Raw genomic sequence first — 26,336 nt, 5'->3', positions numbered from 1 at the left:
CACTCTTGATCGCCGGAGAGCGTCCGTGTCTTCGCTACCTATCCATCCTAAGGTGGATGACAGCTTACGTCCTACACCTGCTACCCTTTGTAGCGTATGTAACGTAGATTCCTGCGTAATTTCGCAGTTTGATTTCGCAGTTGAGATCTTATCTGTCGCGCTGCTTTGGGAATCAGCCATTCGACCGTTGCTTTACGTGGGGGAATCCGAGTCCGATGTTCCGCAATCCATCTATTTCACGGTCAAAGCGCTTCAGGCATCTTTCATATCGCCTTCCCATCTCTGCACGTTGGCTTTCCCTCGCCACTGTCATTCTTGCCGCCGCCATTCTCATGTTTACTTCAGGGATACTCGTCCCATCTGTCCACGCGGGTAGCGGTCAGGCAGCACAGCAACAGACTTCTCCCCAGCAGCCCGCACCAGCCGATGAAGAAGGCACATTCGGCCCCACTCCCGGCTCAGCACCGGGCGCGGCGTCAGGCGCAGCCGGTACGACTCCAACGGTCGCCCCGTGGATGACCGTGCCGCCTAGCGAATATCACAAACACGTCGCCTCCAGATACAACTACGCCTTCGGCAAAGACACGCCCTTTCTGCCCTCGAACGCGACCTCCTACAACGGCGATTTCATGAGCCCCAAGAGCTTCCTGACCGCGCAGTACTGCGGCCACTGCCATCAGGAGAGCTATCACCAATGGCGTCAGTCGGCTCATTCCAATAGCTTCCGCGCTCCCTGGTATCTCAAAAACGTAAACATGCTTATTGAGCAGAAGGGCGTGCAGTACTCGCGCCACTGCGAGGGTTGCCACAACCCGGTAGCTCTGCTCTCCGGGGATCTCTCCCAGGGCATGCCGCGCAAACGCCCCTTCGAGGACGAAGGCATCACCTGCTCCACATGCCACTCCATCACATCGACAACCACCATGGGCACTGGCAGCTATGTGATGGGAGTGCCGGCTGTGCTTGTCGACGAGAGCGGCGCGCCGATCACGCGGCCGGTTGCGGACAGCGAAATCCTTGCCCACCTCGATCGCCATTCCAAGGCGGTCATGCGCCCCTTGCTCCATACCTCTGAATTTTGCGCCGCCTGCCACAAGGCTGCTATCCCCCGCACTCTCGACGATTACAAGTGGCTCCGGGCCTTCAGCGTTTACGACGAATGGCAGGCCGCCAGCTTCACCAGGCAATCGCCGCTTCCCTTCTATCGCAAAGATGTCGTCTCCACATGCCAGACCTGCCACATGGTCAAGGAGCCGCTGGCCGCCAACGCCTCCGATTACGGAGCGAAAGAGGGCAAGCTGGTCAGCCATCGCTGGCTCGGGGCAAACACGCTCATCCCGCAGTACTACAAGTTCGATGAGCAGGCCGCGAAGACTGAGGCTTTCCTCAAGAATGGCGTCTTCAGCGTCGACATTTTCGCACTCGAAAAAGAGAACGCTGCCGCCACCTCTAACGACTCTGTCCTCATCGCTCCTCTTGGCCTCACCAATTTCTCCCTGGCCGCCGGGGAAGCGCTCACCGCCGATGTCGTCATCCAGAACAAGGGCATCGCGCACTCCCATGTTCCGGAGCAGCGCGATATGTACGAGTCCTGGGTGAACTTCACCGTCAAGGATGGCAGCGGCAAGACCATCAGTGAAAGCGGCTTCCTGCGCCCCGATGGGGAGATCGACCCCAGCGCTCATTCCTTCACCAACCGCATCATCAACAACAAGGGTGAATTCAACGATCTTCATCAGATCTGGTTCAATCGCGTACTGGCCTATAACAACACCATCCAGTCAGGCCGCAGCCAGCTCGTGCGATACCGCTTCCGCATTCCTAAAGATCTGACTGGCCAATTCAACATCACCGCTACCGTCAAGTACCGGCGCTTCGACCAGCATTTCATCGATTACGCGATGAAGCAGAAGCATTATCCAGAACCAGTCATCGATATGGCGGGCCAGACCCGCACCTTCAATCTCGGCGAAAACGGGATCGTCAAACCTGGCGTAGATGAGAACAAGGAATGGATGCGCTGGAACAACTACGGCATCGCTCTGCTCGATGCCCAACAGTATGCGGCATCCGTTCATGCCTTTGAACATGTCGCCGCGCTGCGACCCGACTACGCTGACGCCTTTACCAACATGGCCGTTGTTGAGATTCTCTGGGAAAAATATGATGACGCCCGTCCCAACCTCGCCAAAGCTCTAGCCCTGCTGCCGGACGATCCACGCGCACTGTACTATCGCGCACTCGTCGAGCGCAACGGAGGCCAGGTCAACGAAGCCATCAACGATCTCGAAGCCGTCCTCGTCAAATATCCACGCTCCAAAGACGCTCTGCGCGAACTTGGCTTCAGCTACTACCAGCAGCATAAATATCCCAAAGCCCGCGACATCTACGAACAGCTACAGCGCATTGACCCCGATGATCTCGCCGCGCACTACAACCTTGCCATCCTCTATCGCCGCCTCGGCGAGAAGGAAAAGGCAAGCTTCGAAGCCGCGCGCTTTGCCGACCAGAAAGACGATCCAACCGCCTCGGTCTATGCGCTTGAGTTCCTGCGCAAGCACCCTGAGGTAGCCAGCGAAAGCGTCGTCTGGCATGCCCACGATCTCACCGGCGACCCGATCACCAAACCCGCCAAGATCGACTACACCTATATCCCAGGCGGCGGATGATATCTTCCCGTACCCTGCCGCATCTCACAGGACTGCACAGATGCTCTGTATGAGATGTGAAGTGCTCAAACCATGAATTCGCTACACTAAGTCAAGTACACACATGATGAAGAACCACTCACTCGCCCTTGTCTTCTCTTCCGCAACACTCATGCTTTTACTGGCCATCAACCCATCGCGGGCTTTCGCCGGTACAAAGCCGAACGAGCAGGCAGGAGCCGTTCTCTTCCGCGACAAAGGTTGCGCCTACTGCCACGGCAGCACCGGACAAGGCACCACCAGGGGTCCATCATTAGCCAACATCCGCAAAACCTGGAAAGCCCCCAAGATCGCGGAACAAATCGAAAAGGGCGGCCAAAAGATGCCTCCCTTTGGAGACGCAGTAAGCAACGTTGAATTAACCCAGTTGGTCGCCTACCTGCGCGCTAAACATCGTCCCGTTGCACCGCCTGTTGCGCCCTCTGAAGTACCGCCCGCAGCGCCCGCACAGTGAGCAATCCAGAACACTGATTTTGCAAGTCTCTGAATAAATATTGCGTTGTACCATCCCACAAGCAATCTCCTGCTTCTAAGCCCTACAGGAGACGAACAATATGCTTTGGACAATCTTTGTAATTCTGCTCATCTTGTGGCTGTTGGGCTTTTCCCTGCACATCGCCGGTGGACTCATCCACATCATCCTTGTTGTTGCGGTGATCGTGTTGATCTACAACCTCATTACTGGCCGACGAGCCGTCTAGGCGACCCGGAACAATTTTTGAGTTCCTCCCCCGGAAGATCATGGATTCCCGACCTCGATAGCGTATACACGCCGCAGGATTGGGAATCCATGATTCTTTAAATACACGATCCTTTAAACGTTCCGGCGCAACAGCGCAAAATCCCTCAACATTACACGAATGTTTCATCCATCCCCATACAGGGGATGGGTGATGCGAATGTTGTGTCATCAACTCTTTTGCAGCATCCTATGTGGGTACTATCTCTTCAACAAGGAGTAATACCCCTGATGGAAACCCGCATTTTTGGAAACTCTGGGATTCAATCCGCCCGCATCGGCCTCGGCTGTATGGGCATGTCTGATTTTTACGCTCCCGGCGATACGGCTGCGGCCATCGCCACAATTCATCGCGCACTCGACCTCGGCACCAATTTCCTCGATACCGCCGATATCTACGGCGTAGGCCGCAATGAAGAACTCGTCGGCCAGGCAATCGCAGGCCGCCGCGATGAAGTCTTCCTCGCCACCAAGTTCGGTAACGTACGATCTGCCACCGGCGAGTTCCTTGGCATGAACAGCAAACCCGACTACGTCCGATCCGCCTGCGAAGCCAGCCTGAAGCGCCTCAACGTTGAGGTAATCGATCTCTATTACCAACACCGCGTCGATCCCAACACACCTATCGAAGACACCGTCGGCGCCATGGCTGAGTTGATCCAGGAGGGCAAGGTTCGCTTTCTTGGCCTATCGGAAGCCGCACCCAACACGATCCGTCGCGCCCACGCAGTTCATCCCATTACAGCTCTCCAGACGGAATACTCGCTCTGGTCTCGTGATCCGGAAGCGGAGATTCTTCCCGTTACCCGCGAGCTGGGCATCGCCTTCGTTCCCTATAGCCCGCTGGGCCGCGGCTTTCTCACTGGGCAAATTCGCACCATCGACGATCTCGAACCAGGCGACTGGCGACGGCTCAACCCGCGCTTCCAGGGCGAGAGCTTCCAAAAGAATCTGGAATTAGTGGCCCATATCGAGAAGCTGGCCGCGAGCAAAGGCTGCAAGCCCTCGCAACTCGCGCTTGCATGGCTGCTGGCCCAGGGTGAGGACATATTCCCGATCCCCGGCACCAAGCGCATTTCGTACCTGGAAGAAAACATCGGCGCATTGACAGTGGAGTTATCCGCAGACGACCTCGCGGAGATCGACCGCATCCTTCCGCCTGACTCCGCCGACGGCCTGCGCTACCCGGAAGCGGCTATGCGTTCCATCAACGGCTAACAGCACCAATAGCAAAAAATACAAACAGAATGGGGCGGCAGGCATTAGCCTCCGCCCCAATTATCAGCCGCTATAAACAAGGACTACGCGGACTTCACCGTGTGCGTGGCAAGATCCACTACGAAGCTTTCCACCAGCGTCCCTGCACCTGTCGCGCCAGCCACGTAGGGAGCCGAGATATAGCTTCCCATAATCTGGCTTTTGGTGAGCTCCAGCCGCAGAAATCCAAAGTTGCCCTGGTCGTATTTCTCCAGTGTCAGTCCGTTATCCAGCGTCAGGGGCGTTGTGGGATATGCACCCTTCACCTTCTGCAATTTCCCGAGATTTGTGTACCCGCCCGCACCAGCCACGATGCAGGGAATCTGCAACGCACCCGTCGGCCCGGTTACCTCATAAGTGAACCTTTGATAGTTATGCACATGCCCGGACAGGATCAAATCCGGATACCGTTTTGTGGCCGCGAAAGCATCGAACAATACCTTGTAAACAGCCGTGCTTCCCGAGTGCTCCGTATCTCCCGAAAACGGCGGATGATGCACCGTAACGATCAGTGGCCGATCTGTCGCAGCAGCAGTCAACTCGCCTTGAAACCAGTCGATCTGATCCTGGTGAATCTCTCCCTGCGTCTCTCCAACATTTGAAAACAGTCCGATGATCGTCGCAAAGGGAGTCGTAAACGTCCAATAAACATTGGGCAAATCCATCTGCGTTCGCGACGCGCCAGTCTTCAGTGAACCGGGCAGCGTCGGGTCGGTGGACATGAAGTTCTGTACCCACCCATCCAACGGTTTCTTGGTGGGATCCACCGGCCCATCCTGTGGATCATCCGGCTGGCAATCATGATTTCCAGGGATGGAAACGATAAATCCAGGATAGTCCTGATACGTGGCATAGAAGTTATCGCCATACTTATCGATATCTCCGGCAAAGTAAATAACATCGCCCAGATGATAGAAGAACGCAGGCTTCTTATCCGCCGGCAACGCTTCACTATCGGCAGTCATCATCGCCGCGACAAAGTCCTGCTGCTGGCCGCGATAATCGCCCGTGTCCCCAACTGTATGCACCACCATCGAGCCTGTATTCTCGATTTGCGCAACCTGGTCCGCTGTCAAAAGCTGCGACAGGTCGAACCGATAAGGAGCTGGCCCCGCTGGCGTAGGCAGCGGCTGAAACGGATAGCTCGGCAACGAATCCGACTTGGCCTGTACTGTGAATCCCTGGCTTCCCTGCGGCGCCACATGCGAGCGCCGTCCACCGTTGCCCTGTCCAGTACTGAAATTTTGCGACATCACATCTCCTGAGACTACAACCCGAATGCTAATGCGATCCGGGTACGTCTCCAGTTAAAAGCTCAGGAATTCAGAAGCCTCAGCCCTCGATTTCCTTCGTAATTCGATGCAGGATCTCCTCAGGAATCTCCGGCATTGCTCCCGATTGCGAAGCCACAAAGCTTCCCCAGCGATTTCCCGCTTCGTTCAGCACAGCCAGCGGAGCACCGCGCAGCAGGTAATGCGTCATCGCCGCAGTAAACGCGTCGCCCGCGCCAATCGTGTCGACTACGCGAACATTCACGCCAGGGTGGCGCTGGCATTCCGTCGGGCTCACTAGCATACTTCCCTCGCCTCCGCAGGTGATCGCAGCCAGCGTCAGGTTAGAAAACTCCCCAAGCAATGCCTTTGCCTTTTCACGGAATGGCCCTGCCGTATCCAGCTCCAGCAATCCCAGCACCATGGGTACTTCCGCATCATTCATCTTCACCACAGAGGCCAGCTTCAACGACTCCCGCAAAATCTCCGCCGTGTAAAACGGTGCCCGCAGATTCACATCAAAAATCCGCAAACACTCCGGACGAGTCGCCTGCACCAGTGCGTGGATCGTCTCGCGCGACCGCTCGTTCCGCTGCGCCAGCGATCCAAAGCAAACCGCATCTGCCTGGGCCACGGTGGCCTGCCATTGCTCGGTAAGCTCAAATGAATCCCATGCCACCGGCTCATGAATCGTGTAACTCGGCTGCCCATCGTTCAACTCAACAGTGACCCGCCCCGTCGGCTGTGCGGAGTCCACCTGCAACTGCGAGCAATCTACTGGAAAAGGCTCCAGAATCTCAAGCGCACGCAGTCCCAGCTCATCATGCCCAATGCGGCTAAGGATCGCGGCCTGGTCGCCCAGTCTGCCAGCCATGACGGTGTAATTTGCAGGCGCGCCTCCAAGCTGAGGCCCTTCCGGCAACATATCCCACAGCAACTCGCCAATACCTAGAATCCGATACATACGATCTCCGCACCTCTCATCAATTGTTGCCAATCACCATTCGAGACTCTGAGCGAAGCAGATGATACCGTTCAAAGACAACATCGCTCATAAATGTCTGATAGCGCCCGCGCCCATTGGGCAAACCACCCTCAGTTCCCGCGTTGCCATGCTTTCCTGCATCGCTGTGATAGCCCCCGTCGTTACGATAGCTGGGACGCCTGGAGCTATCATCCCGCATCGGCTCCTCTGAGATTGAGACGCTCCTTACCGGGCAAACGTAGGCAATACCGCCTATCTCAACAGGCTCAAACTCAACTATCAGATCGGCCTCGACGACAAGATCCGACGGCTCCAGATCGGCCTGCATCGTCAGGCGAAAGATCGCGCCAGTCTCCGGATCGAGAGCAATCTCTCCGTGATAGGCGGGAAATCGTTTGAAGCGTTTGTTCCCAAGACCTTCCTCTGAACAACAAACCGTCACCCCGTAATGGGATTTGTCCCTGGGCACGCTAAAGCGAAAGACTGCCAGTGTCTGACTTGTGCTTCCACCGGGGTTTGAATTTAGATTTGGGCTCTCGATTTTTTCCCAACGATCCCAGGCCATCGTGCCATGAGCTACATCGATGATTGCGGTGATAAGAATGGGGCCATACTCCCCCGTCGTCACCACTCCCCGCGTGCCGGTGCTGGCTTTCTTATTTGTCACATTTGCGTTCTCCACCACCTCGTGTCCATCGCGGTAAAGAACGGTCTCACTGGCATTCCCAATAACATGCATCGACTCATATCCGGAAAAACTCGTATCCGGCTGATCCGCAAACCAGGTCGTGTTGCGCGTTGCAAAGAAATTGGGGAATCGCGATATGGTTTTCTTTACATAAGCCACCATAAGGTCCGCCATTTTCTGCCGCGCGGCTGCATCCGGCTTGGGATCAGTAGAAACTTCTGCAGCGGGAGAATCCAGAAAGACCGCATCATCCGCCAGCAGCAGCAATGCCTGGCGGCTCTGACGGCCACGCAAACCACTCTCCAATCGCGAAAGTGTGCTCACATTCATCCGCTCCGTCAATTCCATGCCCGCAAGCTGATGGGCAATCTTCGAATCCGACTTGCCTCGAATCGAATCCAGTTCCTTCTCCAACTGCTCCACGGTGACATGTTTGATGGCAAAGGCCTGCGCCACCGTCCCCGGCAGGACCAGAACCAGGACCAGGACCAGGGCCAGCGCAACAGCCATGAGCCTTGGCCTAAAACAGCTTCTCGCGGAAACCCATTGTGCGAAGAGCCATTGCACGGAAAGCCAACGGGTTTTACGTGCTCGTCTCATCCAATCCAGCATTTTCCATCCCATTAGACCGTTTCAAATTGGACCGCTTCAAATCTTACAGCGATCCAGGAGCCTGGGATAGCAACGCTGGCTCAGTCTCATTTAAGACAAGGACGCTAATAATTATCCCTTTGACTGAGGATAAAATTCTCTTATTTTCTTGACAAATATTTCATTTTATGCTTGACTTTTTCTTTTTATTTTGATATAATGAGACATACTTAAAAAGAAGGTTGTATGACGGAAGAAGAAAAACAACTAGGCGAATATCGGATCGCGCTTCGTCGCAAAGAAAACATCCGAGAACATACATTATTGAATGATGAAATTAAGGTTATAGCGGAAGGCATTCAGAGTTTAGGTAAACAACTGCTAGTGAACCCGGAATACAGCTTTGACGTACAAGCGGCCAATACCGGCCTATTGTCCTTACCGGAAAAACAGTCGCGCTGCGGCGCACTAAGCACTCAAATAGCCGAAGACACAAAAAAGTTAAAAGGGACTGTTTTCCTAGATTCCTAGACCAAACAGAATTCCTGTTAATGGAATTTAAAGGCAAATTTAAAAAGGATAGATATGGATACAAACCCTACAAAAACTCGTATCGGTGAAGTTCTGGCCGATCTCTACGAAATCAATAAACTCATATATAAGACACAAAAAGACTTAAAAGAAATCGGTGCTTTGTATTCAGAGTTTGGGATGTTTGCTAAAGACTACCCTACTACTCGATTGTGGAGGCAAGAACAAAACCACTACAATGCTAATCCAATCGCCTTTGACACGCAAAAACTTCCAACTCTAGCGAAACCCTTAGAGGCGTTTAAGTTGGCTGATACTCTGAGGGAAGCAATGTTCCGCAAAAAAGCGTTGGAAGATGAAAAAGAAATACTTGGCGTCTACGAATAGATTTAAAAAAGGATAGATATGGAATATCAGCTAAATAGAGAAGCCCGTAACCGGGAGATTACAGAAGCCCACGACAGACTAAAGCAAGTTAAAACCGAAATCGCCGAACTAAGTAAGGAATCAACCCGAATAGGGAATACTCTCGTTTGGGTTGGAAACAATCTTCTCAGCGCGCCCGAGAAAGTTGTATTTGAGGGTGATAATTACGGGATTGATGCTTTTCGAGCAATTGCAAAGTCCAGCATCCCCGATCTCAGCGCCGAGAGAATCCGTTCTCTGGCAAGTGAACTTCGAGGCTTGTTGAAGGAATGCTCTACTTTAGATAAGTTCTTGCAGTAGAAGGGTATTATGCAATCCATAGAAGATTTGGTCCTTTCCTACAGGGGAAGGCAGCAAGATGATCAATTAGGGAAACTTGCGTTTCTAGAGGAACGTAAGTTCATTAAGGCTCGGAGTCCTAAGCTTTGGTCCGACCTAAGGGAAATACTAAAGGAGTCTGTAACCGCCTTCAATGTCGGCTCGGGTTCAACCGAAGTCTTTCTCGAAGAAGAACCTCAAGGGCTGACTTTAAAACTCCTGGATGGTAATTACATCAAAATTGAATATCACCCAGAGGCTTCTAGAGTCCTGTTTACGGGGCACTCGATGACAAGAGATTCGTTTATCGAAATAGCCGTGTGGAACCGAGATGTGGTTTTTCGGCGAGTCCAACCAGCACTAAGTGTTTGGGCGACCGTATCACCTAAAGAAGTCGCAGTTTGGGTGATACGGCAGCTATTGAGGTAAGTATGGAATATAACAAGATCGAAAATGATAAAGATAGTTTTCTCGCAAGGGCGCTCAGGGAGCGAGCTAGAAATCTTGCAGAGCACGAATACCTAATCAGTGAGATAAGGGCTACCGCCCAAGGTCTTGCCGACCTTGCTCAGAAACTGGAGTCTGATCCAGAGTGGGGATTCAGTATAGATGCCGTAAAAGAGAGCGTTTCTGCTTTAGACATGAAACAGCGCCGCTCCCGAATTCTCCGAACAGAGATCACAAACGCGAACACCGCCCTCAAGAGTTTAGATATTCCGGTTAATGGAGTTTAGATGTATACCAAGCTAGAAGAAATCCCTATCTCAAATCGTTTCGGCGTAGAGGCCCATTGGCATCCAGATAATGAGAACCTGTATGCCACGGAATCTGACACAACCGGACAGATTGCATGGATGTCTGTTTTGCAGGTAGTGATTAAGTTACCGAAACCGAGAGGATAATTCGATGTTCTATAAAGTATTGCTGCTCGTGAAAGCAGATCGAACATTTTCTCTTGTCTATAGGCATGGTGTAGAAATCGATTTTCCCCGCAGGAACAGGGGTTATCTTCTCTAGAAGAAGTGGATTTCCACATTTTGCACACTTCACGCCAAAATAGTTCATATTTCCTCACTTTGGGCAGTCTGGTACAGAAGCCGCCGCTTTTTTGCTCAAATAGTTGTCAATCAGGTTGTCAGTGTGTGGGGTGGAGTAGGCTTTAAGGGTTTCCGAAGTCGGATCAACACTCCAATCCAAGAAAACAAAGCATACTCTCCCGGTAGAGACATCCAGCAAGTAGGGTCCAGTCGAAATCTTTTCGTAGCGGTGAGATGGAAATTCACGGCCAACCAGCATTCCCGATCCAAAGAGTATCAAGCATAAAGCAGCGCCCGAAATGTACAGCAGTGGTTTCATTCGTCTCAATCCATGTATGCAGGGATTATTGAAATGAGAATATAACGAGACTGTACGGATGGCAATCAGTATTTGTGTCCGGCTGGGTAAAAGAATCAAAGATTTGAGAAGAAAGAAAGGCTGGAGACAAATCGACCTTGCCGAACATTCAGGGATTGGAAAGAATCACATTAGTACAATAGAGCGAGGGGAACGGGAACTAGGTTTAATGAGTTTAGAGGCAATAGCTGGGGCGCTTGAGATCAAACCGTCTGATTTGCTTAAAGGCATAGAGGATTAATTCTTGATGGAAGACGTAAAAGAAATAAAAGACATAGAAGTCAGTAAAGAGAAATTTGACGCGGTACTGAGTAAGCTAATCAATAGCAGGCCGATACCGCTCAAGGATGTGGTGGGGACACTGCCCAATAGTAGAAAGAAACCAGTACCTAAAACTGACAAGTAGTTGGGGCTAGTGCCAATCTCACTAGCCTTTAACGCGGCTTGTCTATCCACGACAACTGTGTCAGTAGGTCCAACTGGCTTTTAGACCAATCTGCTTCCATCATGGTGGTGAGTAGCCACCTATGTAGGGATGCATAGCTACCGGTTAAGCTGCGCTACGGCGGAACAGCGGTTTACCTTGTTGTCAGGCGAGGTATATTCCCGTTGCTGTTCGCACTACTGACGCCGGGAACATCTTCAGGAGCCAAGTTATCAGCTTGGACATAATGGCACCTCCGTCCGGAGTTCCGGTTCGTTAGTAGTTTAGCAGTCAGAACGGATTATCCCCACCCTTCAATTTGCTATACGGTAATGGCGCTTGATTCAGCCGCTTCAAAGCCTCATTGAACATCTCGGGCTGATGCTTGCGACGGTTATACCGCCAGCAGAACTCACCCAGGTATGCATCCATGTGTTCTTCACCTATTTTGTGGTAGTTGCCGACTACACCACGTTTGAAGAGTGAAAAAGCACCTTCTATGGTTTTGTTGGTGATCGCCTCACCTTTGCGGATTTCTTGAAAGTGATTCCCGGCGATGTGCTTTTCCTTGGGTATTAGAGATCGGTATACATACGCACCGTCTGTAATGACTTTAGAAGCGTTCGGACTTACCATAGCGTCAACTAAAGGCTGTAGAGTTTCTTTCTTTAGATTCTTGATTTTCCGTAGATGGACTCTTCCGCCACGTTCGGCAACTCCAAAGACTTTGATCTTGGATTTCTTGCCGTCTACGCCACCACCACGGATATTGCCACCAATGAAGGACTCGTCAATCTCTACGATTTGACCCTGACCACCCATTACCGAAGGTTCTTCGGACATTGCCTTGCGGATACGGTGACAAAGATACCACGCGGTCTTATAGGTAACTCCGATATGACGGCTGATCTGATTGGCCGACACTCCTTTTTTCGCTTCACACATCAAAGCGATACACGCAAACCACTTCTGTAAGGGGAGGTGGCTATCGTGGAACAACGTCCCAGCGGTCGGGCTAAAATGCAACCCGCACTTTGCACACTCCAACACTAGGCAAGATTTGCCAGTCTTGCCCGTTGTCTCAATCCGGTAAACCTTACTGTGGTTACATTCAACACAACGTATACCATCCGGCCATCGGGTCTTGATCCAATACTCAAGAGCATCGGATTCGGTCGGAAACTCTTTGGCTAGAGAGAAGAGATTCATTGGCTACTCCTGTGAACCAGATACAGTCAGACCTAATATTCCTGAAAGTCCTCCCAGTTCTTCAGCAACTTTACTCAGATCGGACTTCTGAACCGCTTCCCATACCTCTTGAAATAGAGCGTTACATTGCCGACGCTTCAAATCGTATTCAGGACTGGAAAACGCGGTCCGAACCAACACTCTAGTCACTTCGGTATTCTGAGCAGCGTTCTTGTAAACATCACGTTCTTGCGCAGCTAATATCGCTTCTCGGATGAAATTCAACAGCAGCCACTCAATAGATTTTGGTTCAGTCATATAGCCATCCTTCTTAGTGATGGCTTATTCTTGCACGTTTATTCCCCTCAGTCAAAGGGATAATGATAAGGACGCTTGACATATCTACACGGCCAATGTAATGTTTACTTGTCACATTGCAAAGGAAACCAATCATGCGAATCTGTAATCGAAATCTCACAGCTCTCCAGCGCCGCACCATGCAGCTTATCGGGGCAATGATGGCGATCTGCGGCGGACTAGGTGGCATTCTCCCAAAAATCGAGCGGAGCCACTTTTCCACTCTGACTTATTGTGTAATCGCGTTGCTCGCCATTACCCCCATCATCGGCGTCATGATCGTTATCGCGCGTTATCTAGCCGCAGAAAAGGACGAGTATCTGCGCCATCTCGTCGTTCAGTCGATCCTCTGGGGGTTCGGGCTGGTCATGGTGATTGACACCTTTCTCGGCTACATTATCGTAGGCTACAACTCTCCCCATGTACCGGCTCTCACAGCCTTTAATTTGGAGATTTTCCTCATCACCGCTGCCATCGCGCTGCGCATCCAGCTATGGAGAAACCGATGAAGAACCGGCTTCGTGTTCTACGCGCCGAGCGGCAGTGGAGCCAGGCCGACCTCGCCCAGAGACTCGAAGTTTCGCGTCAAAGCGTCAACGCGATTGAAACAGGCAAGTTCGACCCCAGCCTCCCACTGGCCTTTCGCCTCGCGCGGCTCTTTGACACAACCATCGAGGCCATCTTCTTCGACGAAGCAGAGAATGCCGAATAATCCCAAAGCGAATCTGCAGTTGCAGTTCCCTTAGCCGTTGCCGTTGCCCTTGCATTTGCCGTTGCATTTGCCGTTGCCGTTGCCGTTCTGGCTGTCATTCCCGAAGCGAATCTGCTTTTGCTTTTGCCTCAGCTCTTGCCCTTGCCGTTCCAGCTGTCATTCCCAAAGCGAATCTTCTTCGCCGCATCTTCACAGAACAACAATCATCCCCGACGAACCCAAAACCAATTCGCCCTTCTTCGTGACATTGCATAGCTGTTCGCGATAACCTAAGCGGTAATCTCGATGTGCAACAGCAGTGCTTTAAGAGGAGTCACAACCCCATGCCGATTCAGCCCACAGAAAATATCTGGCGCAATGGCAAACTCATTCCCTGGGAGCAGGCGAATATCCATGTCATGAGCCACGTTGTTCACTACGGCTCCAGCGTATTTGAAGGAATCCGTTGCTACGGCCAGCCCTCGGGAGCGGCTGTGTTTCGCCTGCCCGAACACATGCAGCGCCTGCTTGACTCCGCCAAGATCTACCGCATGCCCCTGCCCTACTCTCTCGACGAGCTGTGCGCAGCAGTCGTGGATGTGATCGAAGCCAACGGCGTCGCGCCCTGCTACATCCGTCCCATTGCCATGCGCGGATACGGCGAAATCGGCGTCAACCCGACTGGCTCGCCTACCGACGTGTTCATCGCCAACTTTCCGTGGGGCAAATATGTTGCCGGCGGACACGGCGGAGCCGATGTCTGCATCAGCAGTTGGAACCGCCTGGCCCCCAACACCATGCCCGCTCTGGCCAAGGCTGGCGCCAACTACATGAACTCGCAGCTTATCCGCATGGAAGCCGACATCAACGGCTACTCGGAAGGCATCGCGCTGGATGTCAATGGCCTGGTCTCCGAGGGTTCCGGCGAGAACGTTTTTGTCGTCCGCAATGGCGTGCTGTATACGCCGCCGCTGGCCAATTCAGCGCTCTCCGGCATCACTCGCGACTCCGTGCTGACGATCGCCCGGCACCTTGGCCTGCCTGTCACCGAGCAATCCATTCCACGCGAACTGCTGTACATCGCCGACGAAGTTTTCTTCACCGGCACGGCAGCGGAAGTCTCGCCGATTCGCTCGATCGACCGCATTGTCATTGGCGATGGCACACCCGGCGCAATCACCAAGAAGATCGCGGATGAGTTCTTCGGAATCGCCAACGGCCTCAAGCCGGATCGCTTCGGCTGGCTGACCCCGGTCAAGGTGAACACCGCGGAAATCGTCAGCGCGTAAGAACAAGTAAGAACAATCCGAAAGCAACACAAAGGGGATGAGCCAATGGCTCATCCCCTTTGTGTTGCTCGCACGCTCAATTGCGTGGATTACTTGCGGCTGTAAAGCAGTTCGCGAATCGCCTGCCTGCGAGCCTCATTGGCTTCACTCTCAGACTTGCGATCCACCGCATCCATAGGCTGCTTTGTGGTTGTCTCAGTAACTTCGGGGACACTGCACTCCGGGCATCGATTGGCATAACCCGGCTTACCGGGCTTCAACTCAAACTCTTCCTCGCAGACTGCACAAACTTTAATTGGAAACGCCATCACAACTCCATATAGAAAGATGATACGACGCTGGAATCCCTGCGACAACTGCCACGAATTACAGGCCGAATAGCCAAAACAATACCGGCCCCAGGCAATGCCCGGAGCCGGTATTGTCAATTCTTCAATCGTTAGTAAGGCCGGTAGTAATAGCCCGGCGGTGGTGGCGGTGGAGGATATCCATACGGATAGGGTCCACGGCGATAAAGAGTCGGCCTGTTCTGCGGAGAAGGTCCGGCATTCGCGGCCAGACGCTGCGCCTCAGCCGCACTGACTGTAGTTACCGTCAGAGGTGCATTCAGATGGAAATCCATCATAGCCTCTACCGGAATCCAGACCTGTGGGCCGGGAGTCGCAGCCGAAGCCGCTGTTCCACCAACACCACCCGCCGCCGCACCGATAGCAGCGCCGCTGCCGCCGCCTACTGCGCCGCCGACGAGCGCGCCAAATAGAGCGCCGCCAATGGCATTACCTGCGGTACGACCAGCCTTGTTCGGCCCCTGCACCTGGTAAGGATCCGTGGCCAGAGCATAGTTTTTGCCGCCAAGATCCAGCGACAGCAGATTCAGTCCTACTTCCGGACGTCCACCAAGCGCGCCCGCTTTCTTCACATTCGTGACCACGCCGTGAACCGTTGCGCCACGCGGAATAGCCAGAATGCCTGCAGCGTACACATCCCGAGCCACGGTGAACTCGATCGCAGCGCCTTCCTTGGCCATCTTGCTGCCCACAGGCTCACTGGTTCGAACCTTCAGCAGAGTTCCCTGAGGCAGTGTCACAGGTCCGATAGGCTGCTGAGGACCCTGCGGTTGAGCGTAGTTCTGACGCGCTCCGGGAGGCGGCATCGGTCCGTTATTGGCAGCCTGCTGGCCGCCAGGATACTGGCCCTGAGCTGGGTACTGCCCTTGCGGGGGATATTGACCCTGAGGAGGATACTGACCCTGCGGCGGAGGATATTGTCCCTGAGCCTGGCCCTGGGCGGGATATTGACCCTGGGCCGGGTATTGTCCCTGACCTGGATCCTGACCCTGGCTCGGATCCTGACCCTGATCCCCATACTGGCCCTGATCGTCAGCCGGATTCTGCTGATCCTGCGGCTGCGCATTATTCTGCTGCGCAGCAGTCTGCGGATCGCCGACCTTGAGGTTGTTTACAACCTTGGTCACGCCCGACACCTTGCTGGCAATCGACTCCGCAAGCTTGCGGTTGTCTTCCGTACCTGAGGTACCGGAGAGCGTAACTTCACCCTGCACGGTCCCTGCCGTGATCCAGTCCTGCTTCAGCTCTTGAGAGGCATCCAGAGCATGGACAACATCCATCTCAATCTGCCCATCGGAGCGCTGTCCAGCGGGGGCCGAAGCCTGTGCCCCTGAATCAGCAGTATCCTGTGCCAATGCAGCAATATTCCCAAATCCGGCTAAGCCGCCGAGAAGAACCAGCGCCAAACCCGTTTTGCGGCGCGCCGGATAAAACGAGCGGAAAGTATTATTCTTCATGGTAATCATCCTGCTCCTGTGTAAGTTCTTTCGCAATCACGAACTCACGAAATTTCCGTCCGTCGTCCACTATCCACCTCAACGAGGAGGAAGTCTACGACTCTCACATTGTTAGACCCAGACCGCACCGAAAAGTTCCGCACATTAAATTCGATGCAAAGTTCAACGGGGCAATCCTCTCTCAAGGAATGCCCCGTCAGATCAAAAAAATTATGACTGGCTACAAAAGGTGGATCAATAAAAAAAGCAATCAGCAGAAAAATGCAATTACGGTGAATCCAATTACTGTGATCTCAGCTAAGCCGTAGTGATAGGCAACCGGTCTCTGTATTTCAGGAGCAGGGGCGCCAGGTGCCGGGCATCCCAGTACCGCGGGAAAAACCGCTTCGGATCGGCAACCGTACGCCACAGCCAGCCCAGACCAAGCGTATCCGCCCAGACTGGAATGCGTACCTGATCGCCGCTCAGAAACGCAATTGCCGCACCGATGCAATGGATCGCCGGGCGATAGCTGAGATTCTGCTTCAGATACAACCCAAGCCGCTCCTGCGTTCCGCCGCCAATCCCCAGCACGATGTGCTTGGGCTGGCGCTCTTCGAGGCGTTCCAACAACTCCTCATCCGAAATTACATGCCCGTAAAGCGGAGCAAGATACACATCCTCGCTTGCAATCTGGACACCTGCCTCCTGCAACCAGCGCAAGTTACGTTGCGCGCTGGCAGCAGTGGGCATAACCCAGAAGGAGCCACCCTTCTGAAAATCAGGCTCCTCCACTAATGCGCGAAGATACTTCAATCCGGATAACTTGGGGATACGATTGCGATCAATCAGGTTCCACAAGAGCACCATGAAGGCGCTGTCGGCGATAGCAAAATCCGCCCCCAGCAAAGCCTCCCGATAGCCCTTGTCAACAGCCAAGTTCTTGAGTGCTGGCGCCGCAGGCACGACGACGAGACCGCCGTGCTGCGACACCTCCTCAATGGCTCCTTGGGCGTCGCCTACAAAAAAGCGCACTCCCAGAATCTGCTGAAACCGTGAAACAGAATTCATGCAATACTCCTACCTGCTGGTAACAGTGGTAAGCATTTCCTGCTCAATCCAGGACATCGTTTGCGCAAGCCCATCGCGAAGTTTGATGCTTGGTTCCCAGTTCAAGTAACCCAGGATCTTGGTGTTATCGCTATTGCGCCCGTTCACGCCTTTGGGTGCGCTCAGGTTGTAGTTGCGCTTCAGCTTTACACCGGCAAGATCTTCCGCGATATCCACCAGTTGATTGATCGTCACAAGCTCGCTCGAACCAAGATTGATCGGCTCAAGAATATCGCTGTGATAGATGTCAAGAACGCCCTTGGTGCAATCATCGATGTACATGAAGCTGCGCGTCTGATGACCGTCGCCCCAGATCTCAATCTCATGCTTGCCCGAGGCCTTGGCCTCAAGCACCTTGCGGCAGATCGCCGCTGGAGCCTTTTCACGTCCGCCTGTCCACGTACCCAGAGGGCCGTAAACATTGTGGAAACGCGCCACGCGTGTCTCCAGGCCGTAGTCCTCAGAGAAATGCCGGCACATGCGCTCGCTGAACAACTTCTCCCAGCCATAGCCATCTTCCGGCAACGCAGGATAAGCATCTTCTTCTTTCAGAGCAACCACATCCGGATTGGTCTGCTTTTCGCCGTTGTATACGCATGCGGACGAAGAATAGAAGAACCGCTTTACACCGGTCTTACGGGCCGCCAGCAACATATGCGTATTGGTCAAAACGCTCAACATGCAAAGCGCCTTGTTATTTTCGATAAAGCCCATTCCGCCCATATCCGCGGCTAGCTGAAAAACAGAATCAGTGCCTTCAGTCGCCGTGAGGCAGGCATCTTTTTCCTGCAGGTCGAGAACCAGGCTTTCAGCCTTGGGGTTTGTCTGATACCACTCGTCCAGCGGCTTCACATCAACCGCTCGTACACTGGCCGCACCCTCATCGAAAAGCCGATTCACAAGATGACCGCCGATAAAACCGCCCGCTCCGCAAACCAGTGCGTGTGCGCCTCGAATATGCATGGCTAGGTATTCCTTTCAAAAATGGATGAATGCAAATAAAATGTCATGGCATGAGCCGTGCTTAGCAAAAGCGCAACAAGTAAAATCGCCTGCGCAGTAGAGGCATTTCTATGAAAACGCCGGAGACGGTCTTAACTCAGTGTACCAACAGATTGAATAGCAAGATAGAGAATAGAAGCGTTGTGATTTTGATTCAGATGGGCAACCCTATCTGGAATCGATAGCATCCAAGCTCCAACTTAACTAATCCAGAAAAATTTGCTCGACTTAGTAATGCCTGTGAACACCGCGCAGATAGTAAGTCGCACCTATCGTGAATCCATTCGGGTTCAAGTAATTACTCCCTTGATAGTTCGACCAATACTGATACTCATAGTCGCCCCGTACAGAGAGCGTCTTCCACACCTTGTACTCAACACCTCCGCCAATTGCGTACATGGTAAAGGTGTCCTGCGTATACAAGGGATTAATTGAGGGGAAATCAATCTTTCCCAATCCAATAAGCCCCTTCACATAAGGACGAACGTGGAAGACCTGGTGATACTTGTAAATCGCCCCGCCCTTGATCGTTTCCTGCTTCATGCGAGGCAAGGAACTAGGCTTGTCCCACAAAATCGACGTACCTTCAGCTTCGATTCCCAAGCCGTGAAACAAACTGTAGTCAGCCCAGGCCGACACACCAAGCATCCTGCGTCCCGGACCATAATCGACGCTATAGTCCGACAGACCTGCACCAACTCCTAGAGGAAGTCCACTTATCCTGGCGGCAGGAGCCACCTGGGCTAAAACAGGCAAAGTTGAGAGGAAGAAAAGTGCTGCCAGAACAAGCTTCGATCGCATTCAACGTCTCCTTGTAATGCAGACCTCCTCCCCCGAGGCCGTCTAATTGGCAGTGTACATCGGACTAGACAAATTACATGTAAAGAAATTGCATAGAGTTGCAAACAAAGCAGCTACGCTGATTTGTGTTTGATTTTGATTAAAAATGTACCGTTATTCGATATTCAAACAGGTATGTATATTCGCTGAGGCTAATGAAGGTTACCAGCAGCCTCGGCCCGGATTGCCTCCAACAAAGACCGCAAGGCAGCAACTCTCTCCCTGGCAAGCTCCCGTGAAACCTCAAGCTGCAACAGGCCTGGCAATACCGTCAGAGCCCGCTCCAAAACTGGAATTACATCGGAATACGTCGCATACCGCGTATCTCGCCCTACCTTGACGAAGGCTCGCAACGCGCCAATCGCCCCAAGCTGCTCCAGGATATCCGCATCTCGCAGCACAACGGCTTCGGGCACCAGCGGCGTATATTTCGCCTCATGTGTCCGAATAGTCTCAGCGACAACCTCCAGCTTCTCCGCTGGAAACCCCCATTGCGGCAGCAGTTCCCTGCTGCGTGAAATGGTGTACGGCACATGATCCCAGCGCGCAAGTTCAACTGGGTCACTCGGCCGATGACCGATAAAAACCCCCAGATCGTGCATCCACGCGGCGGCAAACAGCACATCGTCGTCACAATCCTGCCCCTTGGCAATCTGCTGCGCAAGAGCATAGAGACGAGGCTGGTGGCCGAATTTATCCGCTGGAGTCGCCTCCACGCGGATGTATTCAACCACCGATTCCCGCCACGACCGAGCCTTTATGCGATCCGTTACGTGGTCCGTCATGCAATCGATCCGGCTTCCTGCGCCGGCCATCGTGGCGTGATCCGAATCAACTCCAATCCTCCACGATCCTCAATCTGCCACGCCGGAGCTGCTGCAGGAACAGCCACGATGCCGCGGCTCGGCAGCGTCACGCTCTCAAAAGCAGCGCCGTCCACAGCCGAGATCACGCCTGCTCCCTCTGCGGCAAACAGATATTGCAGACCGGCTGGCTCACCCGCTTGCGAAGTCAAGTTCTGCGAAGCCGAGTTCAACGAGTCGCCCGATCTCGTTCCCTGCACAAAGACCTTTTCCACGCGGAAATAATCGCTCTCGACCAGCACAGAGCGGCCAGCCGAAAGCTCGCCCGGAGGCACTTTTCCGGCGGCCGTCTGAAAGCGAATCGCCTCCAGAGCCTTGGCCACATGCAGCTCGCGCGGACGCCCATAATCGAACAGACGATAGGTAATATCGCAGTTCTGCTGCGTCTCCAACAGCACCGATCCAGGCCAGATTGCATGCACCGTACCGGCATCGACAAATACCATGTCGCCCGCTGCAACCGGCAGCACTTCCAGGCTCTGCTCCAGCGTTCCGTCAGTGACTTCCTGCTCGATCTGCTCCAGCGTAACGCCAGGCTTGAGCCCTGCTGCGACCTTTGCACCCGGCTCGGCTGCCAGTGCATACCAGCATTCGGTCTTGCCCCGGGGCTGTCCGTACTTCTGCGCCAGGCGGTCGTCCGGATGTACCTGCACGCTCAGCTTTTCCTGGGCAAAAATCACCTTGAGCAGCAATGGCGACTGCCCCGCTGTCCGCTCTGCGTCCTTGCCTCCAAACTTGTCTCCATACCTGGCCCCGAGCATGGCAACGGACTGATCGGCGAAAACATCCGCCAGCGTCTTTCCGGCCAGCGGTCCATCCAGCACCTTGCAGCTATCGCCCGTCAGCCATACCTCGCCAATCGGGTCACCTGCGCCCGGTGCGGTTACGTGGTCGTACCAGGGACGAAGATCAGCCGTACCCCAGATACGCTGTACGAATAGCGGCTCCAGCCGAAAGGGCGCAAGAGATTCAACTTCAGATTTAGCCATCTTTAAACTCCGCATTGTGAAACTCTCAATCGAGTTTCCGTACCCTCACTCTAACAAAGCCACAACCCCTGAACACCTTACAGACACACGATAGACACATGACGGGCACGAGCAAAAAACCGTGCATGTTACCCCGCAGAGCCTTCCAGACCATCGCACACTATCTAAAAAATATTTCTTCTTATCGCTCATTCCAGATAACCTGAAACAGACAGGTAAGCTCGGAGCTCGTATATTTTCCTTTGACTCCAGCAAATTTCGGCTGAAGTCGGCCATACCTGGGAGGTGTGCAACCCGTATTGGCCTGTCACCATTATGAATATCCGGTTACAGCAGTCAGGGATCGCCGCCAACCTTAACTCGCGGGCATTTCTTTTACAATCTGCCCCCGTTCTTATATCGACAAGGAGTCGTCGCGCATGTCGAAGCAAGTAAGTATCTGTGTTATCGGATCAGGCTATGTGGGTCTGGTCGCTGCCGTATGTTTCGCCGAGATAGGCCACAAGGTCATCTGCGTCGACAACAACGAGGCTAAGGTCAAACAACTTCGTGAAGGTGGAGTGCCCATCTACGAGCATCATCTCCCCGATCTGCTCGCCAAGCACCTGAACCGCGGTGTCGAGTTCACCACGGATCTGGGCGCGGCTGTTGCAGAGTGCGAAGCGATTTTCATCGCCGTCGGCACCCCTCAGGGCAGCACAGGATCGGCAGATCTCTCCTACGTTGAGGCTGTGGTCAGCGAGATTGCACGCGCCGTCAACGGCTACAAAGTCATCGTGGAAAAGAGCACGGTTCCGGTCTACACCAATGAGTGGATCAGCCGCGTTATGCATCGCCACGGCGTAACCCCTGAAAACTTCGATGTCGTTTCCAATCCGGAATTCCTCCGCGAAGGCACGGCGATCATCGACTTCCTGCATCCTGACCGAATCGTCGTCGGCGCCAACAACCCACGCGCCGCCGAGGTTCTGCAGCGCATCTACGCGCCGCTCACCGATGGCAGCTACTTCTCGCAGCCAGGAGCTCTTCCAGGCATGTTGAGCGCGGAAAACCCGGCAAAACTGCTGGTCACCTCCGCACAGAGCGCCGAGATCATCAAGCACGCTTCCAACGCCTTTCTTGCGCTCAAGATTTCCTTCATCAACGCAGTGGCAAACCTTGCCGAATCCGTTGACGCGGACATCGAAGACATTGCCGCCGGCATGGGCCTCGATTCCCGTATCGGACCGAAGTTTCTGCGCGCAGGCCTCGGCTATGGCGGCTCCTGCTTCCCTAAGGATGTTGCAGCGTTTTACTGGGTCGCACAGCAGCAGGGTGTCGACTTTCAGATTCTGGAAGAAGTCCGCAAGATCAACGCAACCCAGCAGGAAGTCTTCTTCAACAAAGTGCGCTCCGCTCTGTGGACCCTTCGGGGCAAGAAGCTGGCCGCCCTCGGCCTGGCATTCAAGGGTGATACCGACGATATCCGCGACTCTCCAGCCATTGATGTGATCAAGAAGCTGCTCTCCGCTGGTGCATCGATCACCGTGTACGATCCGGCAGCAATGGACCGTGCGAAAGAGGTTCTGCCTCCGTCCGCAAATCTCAGCTACGCGACCAGTGCCTACAACGCGGCTGAAGGCGCCGATGCCCTGCTCATCCTCACCGACTGGGCAGAGTTCGCGAAGCTCGATCTGCAGAAGCTCAATCAGGCACTGCGCTTCCCGATCATTGTTGACGGACGCAACCTGTATAAGCCAGCAGAGATGCAGGAGCAGGGTTTCACTTACGTCAGCGTGGGTCGACCCGCAGCCTACACGGCACAGCAGGGTAAACCGCGCAAACTGGTGCTTTCCTAATCTGCAAAATGCAAAACTACCGGCGGGAATTTCGGTTCCCGCCAGAAATTTATGTTGATGCGCACTTTCCCCGGAGCGTAATTCTTTGACTATGCGTGTACTTGTGACCGGCGCAGCCGGCTTTCTAGGCTCTCACCTGACCGATCGTCTTCTCGGCGAGGGCCACACCGTCCTTGGTATAGACAATCTTTCCACCGGCAATCTCGGTAATATCGCGCACTTGAAATCTGAATCGCGATTTGCCTTTGAAGAACGCGATATATGCCAGCCATTCGATCCCGGCAAGGTCGATGCGGTCTACAACATGGCTTCGCCTGCCAGCCCGCCGGAATACCTGAGACTTGCGCTTGAAACACTTCGCGTAGGCTCCGTTGGAACCGAAAACACGCTGGAAATTGCACATAAGTATGGAGCTGTCTTCCTTCATGCCTCCACCTCTGAGTGCTACGGCGATCCGCTGGAACATCCGCAGACGGAAAACTACTGGGGCAATGTCAATCCTGTAGGCCCTCGCTCGGTCTATGACGAAGCCAAGCGTTATGCCGAATCCCTGACGATGGCCTACAACCGCTATCGCGGCGTTAACACGCACCTGGTTCGCATTTTCAATACTTACGGACCACGCCTGCATCCCTCTGACGGCCGCGTGATCTCCAACTTTGTGATGCAGGCTTTGCGCGGAGAACCGCTGACCGTCTATGGCAATGGCCAGCAGACACGCAGTTTCTGCTACGTAGCCGATCTCATTGAGGGCATCCTTCGCCTTTCGCGATCCGATGAGCATCTGCCGACGAACATTGGCAATCCCACTGAATTCACGATTCTCGAATGCGCCGAAGCCGTTCTCGAAATAACCGCTACGGTCACAGGAAAACGCAGCGAACTTCGCTTTGAGCCGCTGCCTCAGGATGACCCTACACGCCGCAAACCGGATATTTCCAAGGCCAAGAAACTGCTTGGATGGGAGCCGCAAATCGGCCTGCGTGAAGGACTGAAGCTTTCGCTCGACTTCTTCCAGTCCAAGGTTTAATGATGTTTGGTTTTTGGGCTGAAGATCAGCCCAAAAACCAAACTCAGGCGAATGGATGACGAATCATAGCCCCCCCCAGGGGGGCTATGTAGATTTACATACAGGTACGGACGAGCGGCCGGAAACGGGCTGCTACGAGCTGGCGAGTGCTAACAGCAGATTCCCTGCGGGAATGACAGCCAAAAAAGCAAGGGCAATTCGCTTCAATCGCCTCTTCTGATTGTGCGTGTTTATAGAATAATTCTCTGCATATTATGCGTTTTGTTTTGCGGCTGAAGCTGCAGCTCACAGTCAATCGCCTGGTGCTGCGCTGTCTCGTTCTCTATCGCTTCTGGGGATCAGAGCTTATAGAAGCCACGCTTGGCCTTCTATACTTTGGGCAATGCGTATTTCTTTCTGTAAACCATCTGCGATCATGAGCGGTATCTTTCTGTTGGGCTATGGTTCGATGTGTGCCCAAATGCCTGCAGGAATGGCCGAATCGTCCCAGGCGCTTGCGTGGACCATGCAGGAATCCGGGACGACGGCTTCGCTGCGTGGAATCTACTCGATCGACGGCAAAGTTGCCTGGACGAGCGGAACGGAAGGGACGGTTCTCAAAACCATCGACAGTGGCGTTCATTGGACAAAATGCGCTACCCCGCCTGACGGGCAGGCGTTGGATTTTCGCGGTGTTCAGGCCTGGGATGGAGCGAAGGCTATCGTGATGTCTTCCGGTCCCGGGACGCAAAGCCGCCTCTATCGGACGGATGACGGCTGCAAATCGTGGACGCTGCTCTTCAAAAATCCTGACAGCCCGGATGGGTTCTTCGACAGCTTCTTTGCCGACTGGTCAGAGGAGGGCGGAACACCGCTTTGGGTGGGTTCGCTGCTGGGCGATCCTGTCCACGGCAGTTTTCGCATCTTCGATACGCACGACTCCGGCGCTACATGGAGCGCACGGCAAAGCCCCGATCTCGCGCTCCGCGGCGTCAATGTGGCAGGCTTTGCTGCCAGCAACAGCCTGTTTCCCGGAAATCAGGACAATGACCACATGCCGCAGATCTTCGCCTCCGGAGGCAGAGACGGCGCGCTGCTGTGGATTGAGAAGACCCCGGAGCACAGCTGGAGAAGGATCAGTCTTCCCCTGACCAGCGGAACGGATTCTGCCGGGATTTTCTCGATTGCCGCCCATTCGGAGTCCCTCCCTTATCGCAATACTGTTGCGCTGCAGGTGACAATGATCGCCACCGGCGGCGACTATCAAAAACCCGGTGAATCGACTGGAACTGCTGCGTGGTCTACGGATAAGGGGCTTCATTGGACGGCGGCAGGCACACCACCCCATGGCTACCGCTCGGCGGTCGCTTTCAGCGCCGAGCTGGAGGCGTGGATCACCGCTGGAACCAACGGCTCGGATGTGAGCCGCGACGACGGCAAGACCTGGCAGCCGCTCGACAATGGCAACTGGAATGCCTTGTCCTTACCCTTTGCAGTGGGGCCAAAGGGGCGGATTGCACGCTTATCCGTCTCAGAAAAGAAATAAATGCGGCCGCCCCTGTATCGTGAGTAAGACGGTTACAGGAGGAAGATTGCCGTACATCTACATTGAAAAAGTTCTGACGGAGCTGAAGCCGCAGTTGCTCTCGGCCATGCACTCGGCCGTCGAGCGCGAGGTACGCACCGGCCAGAAGGTGGACGTTAACCGCCTCTATCGCGCGTTTGTGCGCGGAGCCTACGGGCAGTGTTCCAACCCGGTGCGCGTCTCCGACAAGTGCATCGAGGACGGCAGCGCCCGCCCGTCGCGCGGAAAAGGCGCGTCTGCGGAAAAGCCCTGAGCCTCTGCAGAAGGCCTGGGCGGTAGCTATGCACGAGATTCTGGCCCAATAGCTGGCCAATAACGATGCCATACACCTGTGCTGAATACCTGAGAATCGTTTTTTATCTTCATCCAGCGCTCAATCCGGATTCGGCTGCTTCCGAACGGCGTCCCCATGCATCCAACAAAAGTAGTAATTTCTCTACGAGCAAAAGCGTGGACAGC

The 26,336-nt window shown here is 53.9% G+C and carries 28 protein-coding genes; 16 read left to right on the top strand and 12 right to left on the bottom strand.

The features are described from left to right. Positions 1-215 precede the first annotated feature (215 nt). The 4 genes from OHL19_RS09365 (at position 216) to OHL19_RS09350 (ending at position 4,665) form a co-directional block, all read left to right on the top strand. Complete coding sequence (locus OHL19_RS09365) at positions 216-2,669, top strand: tetratricopeptide repeat protein (RefSeq protein ID WP_263357391.1); 2,454 nt, start codon at positions 216-218, stop codon at positions 2,667-2,669. Between the two features lie 103 nt (positions 2,670-2,772). Further along, positions 2,773-3,162 carry a c-type cytochrome gene (locus OHL19_RS09360; RefSeq protein ID WP_263357390.1) on the top strand — a complete coding sequence of 130 codons (390 nt, stop codon included), beginning with the start codon at positions 2,773-2,775 and terminating at the stop codon, positions 3,160-3,162. A gap of 100 nt (positions 3,163-3,262) precedes the next feature. Beyond that, entirely contained in the window at positions 3,263-3,409 is a 147-nt protein-coding gene (locus OHL19_RS09355; protein ID WP_263357389.1) for a lmo0937 family membrane protein, read from the top strand. 269 nt (positions 3,410-3,678) lie between these two features. Next, positions 3,679-4,665 (top strand): aldo/keto reductase, encoded by a 987-nt coding sequence (locus OHL19_RS09350; protein ID WP_263357388.1) that lies wholly within the window; start codon positions 3,679-3,681, stop codon positions 4,663-4,665. An 83-nt stretch (positions 4,666-4,748) separates the two neighbouring features. On the opposite strand, the gene OHL19_RS09345 is transcribed toward OHL19_RS09350, so the two are convergent. From OHL19_RS09345 to OHL19_RS09335, 3 genes are all read right to left on the bottom strand, one after another. Then, positions 4,749-5,957, bottom strand: a complete 1,209-nt coding sequence (locus OHL19_RS09345; RefSeq protein WP_263357387.1) for a metallophosphoesterase family protein — start codon at positions 5,955-5,957, stop codon at positions 4,749-4,751. Between the two features lie 79 nt (positions 5,958-6,036). After that, complete coding sequence (locus tag OHL19_RS09340) at positions 6,037-6,939, bottom strand: carbohydrate kinase family protein (protein WP_263357386.1); 903 nt, start codon at positions 6,937-6,939, stop codon at positions 6,037-6,039. 19 nt (positions 6,940-6,958) lie between these two features. Beyond that, positions 6,959-8,158: a hypothetical protein gene (locus OHL19_RS09335; protein WP_263357385.1), complete on the bottom strand. Its 1,200-nt coding sequence runs from the start codon at positions 8,156-8,158 to the stop codon at positions 6,959-6,961. 327 nt (positions 8,159-8,485) lie between these two features. Between OHL19_RS09335 and OHL19_RS09330 the strand changes: the two genes are divergently transcribed. The 5 genes from OHL19_RS09330 (at position 8,486) to OHL19_RS09310 (ending at position 11,150) form a co-directional block, all read left to right on the top strand. Beyond that, the gene (locus OHL19_RS09330; RefSeq protein ID WP_263357384.1) at positions 8,486-8,770 is read left to right on the top strand and encodes a hypothetical protein; all 285 of its coding nucleotides are present in this window, start codon (positions 8,486-8,488) and stop codon (positions 8,768-8,770) included. 54 nt (positions 8,771-8,824) lie between these two features. Continuing rightward, positions 8,825-9,157: a hypothetical protein gene (locus OHL19_RS09325; protein ID WP_263357383.1), complete on the top strand. Its 333-nt coding sequence runs from the start codon at positions 8,825-8,827 to the stop codon at positions 9,155-9,157. An 18-nt stretch (positions 9,158-9,175) separates the two neighbouring features. Beyond that, positions 9,176-9,496 (top strand): hypothetical protein, encoded by a 321-nt coding sequence (locus tag OHL19_RS09320; RefSeq protein ID WP_263357382.1) that lies wholly within the window; start codon positions 9,176-9,178, stop codon positions 9,494-9,496. A 449-nt stretch (positions 9,497-9,945) separates the two neighbouring features. Then, positions 9,946-10,248, top strand: coding sequence for a hypothetical protein (locus OHL19_RS09315; protein ID WP_263357381.1), 303 nt, complete (start codon positions 9,946-9,948; stop codon positions 10,246-10,248). Between the two features lie 680 nt (positions 10,249-10,928). Continuing rightward, a complete protein-coding gene (locus OHL19_RS09310; RefSeq protein ID WP_263357380.1) occupies positions 10,929-11,150 on the top strand; it encodes a helix-turn-helix domain-containing protein in 222 nt (73 codons plus the stop codon). Between the two features lie 474 nt (positions 11,151-11,624). Here OHL19_RS09310 and OHL19_RS09305 read toward each other — a convergent pair whose 3' ends face one another. Together OHL19_RS09305 and OHL19_RS09300 are read right to left on the bottom strand one after the other, a co-directional pair. Continuing rightward, positions 11,625-12,542 carry an IS1595 family transposase gene (locus OHL19_RS09305; RefSeq protein WP_263357379.1) on the bottom strand — a complete coding sequence of 306 codons (918 nt, stop codon included), beginning with the start codon at positions 12,540-12,542 and terminating at the stop codon, positions 11,625-11,627. A gap of 3 nt (positions 12,543-12,545) precedes the next feature. Next, on the bottom strand, positions 12,546-12,839 hold the full coding sequence (locus OHL19_RS09300; protein ID WP_263357378.1) for a hypothetical protein: 294 nt from the start codon (positions 12,837-12,839) through the stop codon (positions 12,546-12,548). A 134-nt stretch (positions 12,840-12,973) separates the two neighbouring features. Here OHL19_RS09300 and OHL19_RS09295 point away from each other — a divergent pair, with 134 nt between their 5' ends. The 3 genes from OHL19_RS09295 to OHL19_RS09285 all read left to right on the top strand — a co-directional run bounded on the left by OHL19_RS09295 (position 12,974) and on the right by OHL19_RS09285 (position 14,858). Then, positions 12,974-13,387 (top strand): hypothetical protein, encoded by a 414-nt coding sequence (locus tag OHL19_RS09295; protein WP_263357377.1) that lies wholly within the window; start codon positions 12,974-12,976, stop codon positions 13,385-13,387. Further along, on the top strand, positions 13,384-13,590 hold the full coding sequence (locus OHL19_RS09290; protein ID WP_263357376.1) for a helix-turn-helix transcriptional regulator: 207 nt from the start codon (positions 13,384-13,386) through the stop codon (positions 13,588-13,590). The genes OHL19_RS09295 and OHL19_RS09290 overlap by 4 nt, the downstream gene beginning before the upstream one ends. A 323-nt stretch (positions 13,591-13,913) precedes the next feature. Further along, positions 13,914-14,858, top strand: a complete 945-nt coding sequence (locus OHL19_RS09285; protein ID WP_263357375.1) for a branched-chain amino acid transaminase — start codon at positions 13,914-13,916, stop codon at positions 14,856-14,858. A gap of 89 nt (positions 14,859-14,947) precedes the next feature. On the opposite strand, the gene OHL19_RS09280 is transcribed toward OHL19_RS09285, so the two are convergent. The 7 genes from OHL19_RS09280 to OHL19_RS09250 form a co-directional block, all read right to left on the bottom strand. Continuing rightward, positions 14,948-15,166 (bottom strand): hypothetical protein, encoded by a 219-nt coding sequence (locus OHL19_RS09280; protein ID WP_263357374.1) that lies wholly within the window; start codon positions 15,164-15,166, stop codon positions 14,948-14,950. Between the two features lie 131 nt (positions 15,167-15,297). Next, complete coding sequence (locus OHL19_RS09275) at positions 15,298-16,662, bottom strand: BON domain-containing protein (protein WP_263357373.1); 1,365 nt, start codon at positions 16,660-16,662, stop codon at positions 15,298-15,300. A gap of 297 nt (positions 16,663-16,959) precedes the next feature. Beyond that, on the bottom strand, positions 16,960-17,712 hold the full coding sequence (locus OHL19_RS09270; RefSeq protein WP_263357372.1) for a WecB/TagA/CpsF family glycosyltransferase: 753 nt from the start codon (positions 17,710-17,712) through the stop codon (positions 16,960-16,962). A gap of 9 nt (positions 17,713-17,721) precedes the next feature. Beyond that, a complete protein-coding gene (locus tag OHL19_RS09265; protein WP_263357371.1) occupies positions 17,722-18,714 on the bottom strand; it encodes an NAD-dependent epimerase/dehydratase family protein in 993 nt (330 codons plus the stop codon). A gap of 267 nt (positions 18,715-18,981) precedes the next feature. Continuing rightward, the gene (locus OHL19_RS09260; protein WP_263357370.1) at positions 18,982-19,554 is read right to left on the bottom strand and encodes a porin family protein; all 573 of its coding nucleotides are present in this window, start codon (positions 19,552-19,554) and stop codon (positions 18,982-18,984) included. 191 nt (positions 19,555-19,745) lie between these two features. Continuing rightward, positions 19,746-20,378, bottom strand: coding sequence for an HD domain-containing protein (locus OHL19_RS09255; protein ID WP_263357369.1), 633 nt, complete (start codon positions 20,376-20,378; stop codon positions 19,746-19,748). After that, the gene (locus tag OHL19_RS09250) at positions 20,375-21,445 is read right to left on the bottom strand and encodes a type I phosphomannose isomerase catalytic subunit (RefSeq protein WP_263357368.1); all 1,071 of its coding nucleotides are present in this window, start codon (positions 21,443-21,445) and stop codon (positions 20,375-20,377) included. Before OHL19_RS09250 ends, OHL19_RS09255 begins: the two co-directional genes overlap by 4 nt. Positions 21,446-21,864: 419 nt before the next feature. On the opposite strand from OHL19_RS09250, the gene OHL19_RS09245 reads away from it, so the two are divergent. From OHL19_RS09245 to OHL19_RS09230, 4 genes are all read left to right on the top strand, one after another. Continuing rightward, positions 21,865-23,283, top strand: coding sequence for a UDP-glucose dehydrogenase family protein (locus tag OHL19_RS09245; protein ID WP_263357367.1), 1,419 nt, complete (start codon positions 21,865-21,867; stop codon positions 23,281-23,283). A gap of 91 nt (positions 23,284-23,374) precedes the next feature. After that, a complete protein-coding gene (locus OHL19_RS09240; protein ID WP_263357641.1) occupies positions 23,375-24,313 on the top strand; it encodes a UDP-glucuronic acid decarboxylase family protein in 939 nt (312 codons plus the stop codon). Positions 24,314-24,773: 460 nt separating this feature from the next. Then, a complete protein-coding gene (locus tag OHL19_RS09235; RefSeq protein ID WP_263357366.1) occupies positions 24,774-25,838 on the top strand; it encodes a beta propeller repeat protein in 1,065 nt (354 codons plus the stop codon). 19 nt (positions 25,839-25,857) lie between these two features. Further along, positions 25,858-26,130: a hypothetical protein gene (locus OHL19_RS09230; RefSeq protein WP_263357365.1), complete on the top strand. Its 273-nt coding sequence runs from the start codon at positions 25,858-25,860 to the stop codon at positions 26,128-26,130. Positions 26,131-26,336 lie beyond the last annotated feature (206 nt).

Origin of the sequence: Acidicapsa ligni, assembly GCF_025685655.1 — a bacterium.
Lineage (GTDB): Bacteria > Acidobacteriota > Terriglobia > Terriglobales > Acidobacteriaceae > Acidicapsa > Acidicapsa ligni.
The sequence above is the reverse complement of the archived record's forward strand: the minus strand, read 5'-3'. Positions and strand labels throughout refer to the sequence as shown.

What these genes read in the sequence shown, in the direction of transcription:
- OHL19_RS09365 (WP_263357391.1), top strand. Translation starts at nt 216, where the DNA reads ATGTTCCGCAATCCATCTATTTCACGGTCAAAGCGCTTCAGGCATCTT.
- OHL19_RS09360 (WP_263357390.1), top strand. Translation starts at nt 2,773, where the DNA reads ATGATGAAGAACCACTCACTCGCCCTTGTCTTCTCTTCCGCAACACTC.
- OHL19_RS09355 (WP_263357389.1), top strand. Translation starts at nt 3,263, where the DNA reads ATGCTTTGGACAATCTTTGTAATTCTGCTCATCTTGTGGCTGTTGGGC.
- OHL19_RS09350 (WP_263357388.1), top strand. Translation starts at nt 3,679, where the DNA reads ATGGAAACCCGCATTTTTGGAAACTCTGGGATTCAATCCGCCCGCATC.
- OHL19_RS09345 (WP_263357387.1), bottom strand. Translation starts at nt 5,957, where the DNA reads ATGTCGCAAAATTTCAGTACTGGACAGGGCAACGGTGGACGGCGCTCG.
- OHL19_RS09340 (WP_263357386.1), bottom strand. Translation starts at nt 6,939, where the DNA reads ATGTATCGGATTCTAGGTATTGGCGAGTTGCTGTGGGATATGTTGCCG.
- OHL19_RS09335 (WP_263357385.1), bottom strand. Translation starts at nt 8,158, where the DNA reads ATGGCTGTTGCGCTGGCCCTGGTCCTGGTCCTGGTTCTGGTCCTGCCG.
- OHL19_RS09330 (WP_263357384.1), top strand. Translation starts at nt 8,486, where the DNA reads ATGACGGAAGAAGAAAAACAACTAGGCGAATATCGGATCGCGCTTCGT.
- OHL19_RS09325 (WP_263357383.1), top strand. Translation starts at nt 8,825, where the DNA reads ATGGATACAAACCCTACAAAAACTCGTATCGGTGAAGTTCTGGCCGAT.
- OHL19_RS09320 (WP_263357382.1), top strand. Translation starts at nt 9,176, where the DNA reads ATGGAATATCAGCTAAATAGAGAAGCCCGTAACCGGGAGATTACAGAA.
- OHL19_RS09315 (WP_263357381.1), top strand. Translation starts at nt 9,946, where the DNA reads ATGGAATATAACAAGATCGAAAATGATAAAGATAGTTTTCTCGCAAGG.
- OHL19_RS09310 (WP_263357380.1), top strand. Translation starts at nt 10,929, where the DNA reads ATGGCAATCAGTATTTGTGTCCGGCTGGGTAAAAGAATCAAAGATTTG.
- OHL19_RS09305 (WP_263357379.1), bottom strand. Translation starts at nt 12,542, where the DNA reads ATGAATCTCTTCTCTCTAGCCAAAGAGTTTCCGACCGAATCCGATGCT.
- OHL19_RS09300 (WP_263357378.1), bottom strand. Translation starts at nt 12,839, where the DNA reads ATGACTGAACCAAAATCTATTGAGTGGCTGCTGTTGAATTTCATCCGA.
- OHL19_RS09295 (WP_263357377.1), top strand. Translation starts at nt 12,974, where the DNA reads ATGCGAATCTGTAATCGAAATCTCACAGCTCTCCAGCGCCGCACCATG.
- OHL19_RS09290 (WP_263357376.1), top strand. Translation starts at nt 13,384, where the DNA reads ATGAAGAACCGGCTTCGTGTTCTACGCGCCGAGCGGCAGTGGAGCCAG.
- OHL19_RS09285 (WP_263357375.1), top strand. Translation starts at nt 13,914, where the DNA reads ATGCCGATTCAGCCCACAGAAAATATCTGGCGCAATGGCAAACTCATT.
- OHL19_RS09280 (WP_263357374.1), bottom strand. Translation starts at nt 15,166, where the DNA reads ATGGCGTTTCCAATTAAAGTTTGTGCAGTCTGCGAGGAAGAGTTTGAG.
- OHL19_RS09275 (WP_263357373.1), bottom strand. Translation starts at nt 16,662, where the DNA reads ATGAAGAATAATACTTTCCGCTCGTTTTATCCGGCGCGCCGCAAAACG.
- OHL19_RS09270 (WP_263357372.1), bottom strand. Translation starts at nt 17,712, where the DNA reads ATGAATTCTGTTTCACGGTTTCAGCAGATTCTGGGAGTGCGCTTTTTT.
- OHL19_RS09265 (WP_263357371.1), bottom strand. Translation starts at nt 18,714, where the DNA reads ATGCATATTCGAGGCGCACACGCACTGGTTTGCGGAGCGGGCGGTTTT.
- OHL19_RS09260 (WP_263357370.1), bottom strand. Translation starts at nt 19,554, where the DNA reads ATGCGATCGAAGCTTGTTCTGGCAGCACTTTTCTTCCTCTCAACTTTG.
- OHL19_RS09255 (WP_263357369.1), bottom strand. Translation starts at nt 20,378, where the DNA reads ATGACGGACCACGTAACGGATCGCATAAAGGCTCGGTCGTGGCGGGAA.
- OHL19_RS09250 (WP_263357368.1), bottom strand. Translation starts at nt 21,445, where the DNA reads ATGGCTAAATCTGAAGTTGAATCTCTTGCGCCCTTTCGGCTGGAGCCG.
- OHL19_RS09245 (WP_263357367.1), top strand. Translation starts at nt 21,865, where the DNA reads ATGTCGAAGCAAGTAAGTATCTGTGTTATCGGATCAGGCTATGTGGGT.
- OHL19_RS09240 (WP_263357641.1), top strand. Translation starts at nt 23,375, where the DNA reads ATGCGTGTACTTGTGACCGGCGCAGCCGGCTTTCTAGGCTCTCACCTG.
- OHL19_RS09235 (WP_263357366.1), top strand. Translation starts at nt 24,774, where the DNA reads ATGCCTGCAGGAATGGCCGAATCGTCCCAGGCGCTTGCGTGGACCATG.